We start from the raw sequence: 1,994 nt of genomic DNA on the forward strand, positions 1-1,994 counted from the left end.
TGACGGCCTCGCTCAGCGCCGAGGCCGAGACCGTGCGCCGCAGCGCCGCCGCCCGGAAGCCGCCGGCCTCCGCCACCGCGACCAGATGAGCGGCGTCGTTCAGGTCGAACTCGGGCATTGTCCGAAATCCCGCACGGTCCGTACGATAGAGTCGGGATTATCGCACAGCGCAGTCTGCTCCACATCGCCTCCGACGCCAACACGCAGGAGGTTTCTCGATGAAGACGCGCAAGCTTGGACGCACCGGACCCGATGTTTCGCCGATCGGCCTCGGCTGCATGGGGATGTCGGCCGCCTACGGCCCAGCCGACCGCGGCGAGAGCGTCGCCACGATCCACGCCGCGCTCGACGCCGGCGTGACGCTGCTTGACACCGGCGATTTCTACGGCATGGGGCACAACGAGCTGCTGCTCGCCGAGGCGCTCCGTGGCCGCCCGCGCGACAGCTACCAGCTCAGCGTCAAGTTCGGCGCGCTGCGCGGTCCCGGCGGCGACTGGCTCGGCTTCGACGGCCGCCCGGCGGCGGTGAAGACGTCCCTGGCCTATTCGCTGGGCCGGCTGGGGGTGGACCATGTCGACATCTACCGCCCGGCCCGGCTCGACCCGAACGTGCCGATCGAGGACACCGTCGGGGCGATCGCCGACATGGTGAAGGCCGGCTATGTCCGGCATATCGGCCTGTCCGAGGTCGGCGCCGAGACGCTGCGGCGGGCCGCCGCGATCCACCCGATCGCCGACCTGCAGATCGAATATTCGCTGATCTCCCGCGGCGTCGAGGACAGGATCCTGCCTGTCGCGCGCGAGCTCGGGATCGCTATCACCGCCTATGGCGTGCTGTCGCGCGGGCTGATCGGCGGCCACTACGACCCGGCGAAGGCCGTGGCGGGCGATTACCGGTCCATGAGCCCTCGCTTCCAGAAGGGCGCGGTGGAGGCCAATCTCAGGCTGGTGGAGGCGTTGCGGACGATCGCCGACGCCCGCGGCGTGAGCGTGGCGCAGATCGCGATCGCCTGGGTGATGGCGCAGGGCGACGACATCGTCCCGGTGGTCGGCGCGCGCAGCCGCGAGCGGCTCGCCGAGGCGCTCGGCGGCGAGGCCATCACGCTGCCTGGCGGCGACGTCGCAGAGGCGATCCTGGACTTCGCGCGGAGCCGCAACGTGACGGCCATCGTGGTCGGAAAGCGGTCGCGGGCGGGCTGGCGCCTCGTCCCGGGGCGCTCCGTCGTCGCCGAACTTCTGGAGCAGTCCGGGCCGATAGCGGTCCACGCGGTCGCGAGCGACGAGACCGTCCCGCCGAAGGCCCAGGGGGCGCGCGCCCAATCCGGTCCAGTTCTGCCGGCCTATGCGGCGGCAGTCGCCGCCGTGACGGTCGCCGCGCTGGCGGGTCTCGCGGTCGATCTGGTGATCGATCTGCCGAACATCTCGCTGGTGTTCGTGCCGGCCGTGATGGCGATCGCGGTGCGCTACGGCCTTGCGCCGTCGCTCGCGGCCTCGTTCCTGGCGGCGCTCGCCTACAACTACTGCTTCACCGAGCCGCGCTTCTCGCTGACGGTCAACGATCCCTCCAACGTGGTCGCGATCCTGTTCTTCTCGCTGACCGCGATCCTTGCGAGCTCGGTCGCGGCGCGCGTCCGCGCGCAGACGCTCGCGGCGCGCAACCAGGCCCGCGTCACCGCCGAGCTCTACGCCTTCTCGCGCAAGCTCGCGGCGGTCGCGGCCGAGGACGACCTGCTCTGGGCCGCCGCCCACCAGATCGCGCTGATGCTGAAGGCCGAGGTGGTGCTGCTGGTCGCGGCTCGCGATGGGCTCGCGATGGGCGGGGCCTATCCGCCCGAGGACGAACTGGAGCCGGCCGAACTCGCCGCCGCGACATGGGCCTATGAGCATGGCGAGCCGACCGGCCGGGGTGCGGCCACGCTGCCCGGTACCTGCACGTACCAGAGCACGTCCCCGAGAACGAGGCGGCCCTCGGCGTCAGTGTTGATCACCTCGATC

The 1,994-nt window shown here is 71.3% G+C and carries 3 pseudogenes; 2 read left to right on the forward strand and 1 reads right to left on the reverse strand.

Annotated elements, in window-relative coordinates:
* Window positions 1-218 precede the first annotated feature (218 nt).
* Together ACIKT0_RS17510 and ACIKT0_RS17515 are read left to right on the forward strand one after the other, a co-directional pair.
* Window positions 219-1,124 (forward strand): annotated as a pseudogene (locus ACIKT0_RS17510) (aldo/keto reductase); the annotation flags it as partial.
* 45 nt (window positions 1,125-1,169) lie between these two features.
* A pseudogene (locus ACIKT0_RS17515) lies at window positions 1,170-1,646 on the forward strand (DUF4118 domain-containing protein); the annotation flags it as partial.
* 281 nt (window positions 1,647-1,927) lie between these two features.
* Here the strand turns inward: ACIKT0_RS17515 and ACIKT0_RS17520 are convergent.
* Window positions 1,928-1,994 (reverse strand): annotated as a pseudogene (locus ACIKT0_RS17520) (hypothetical protein); the annotation flags it as partial.

It is taken from the genome of Hansschlegelia beijingensis (genome assembly GCF_045505405.1).
Taxonomy (GTDB): Bacteria; Pseudomonadota; Alphaproteobacteria; order Rhizobiales; family Methylopilaceae; genus Methylopila; species Methylopila beijingensis_A.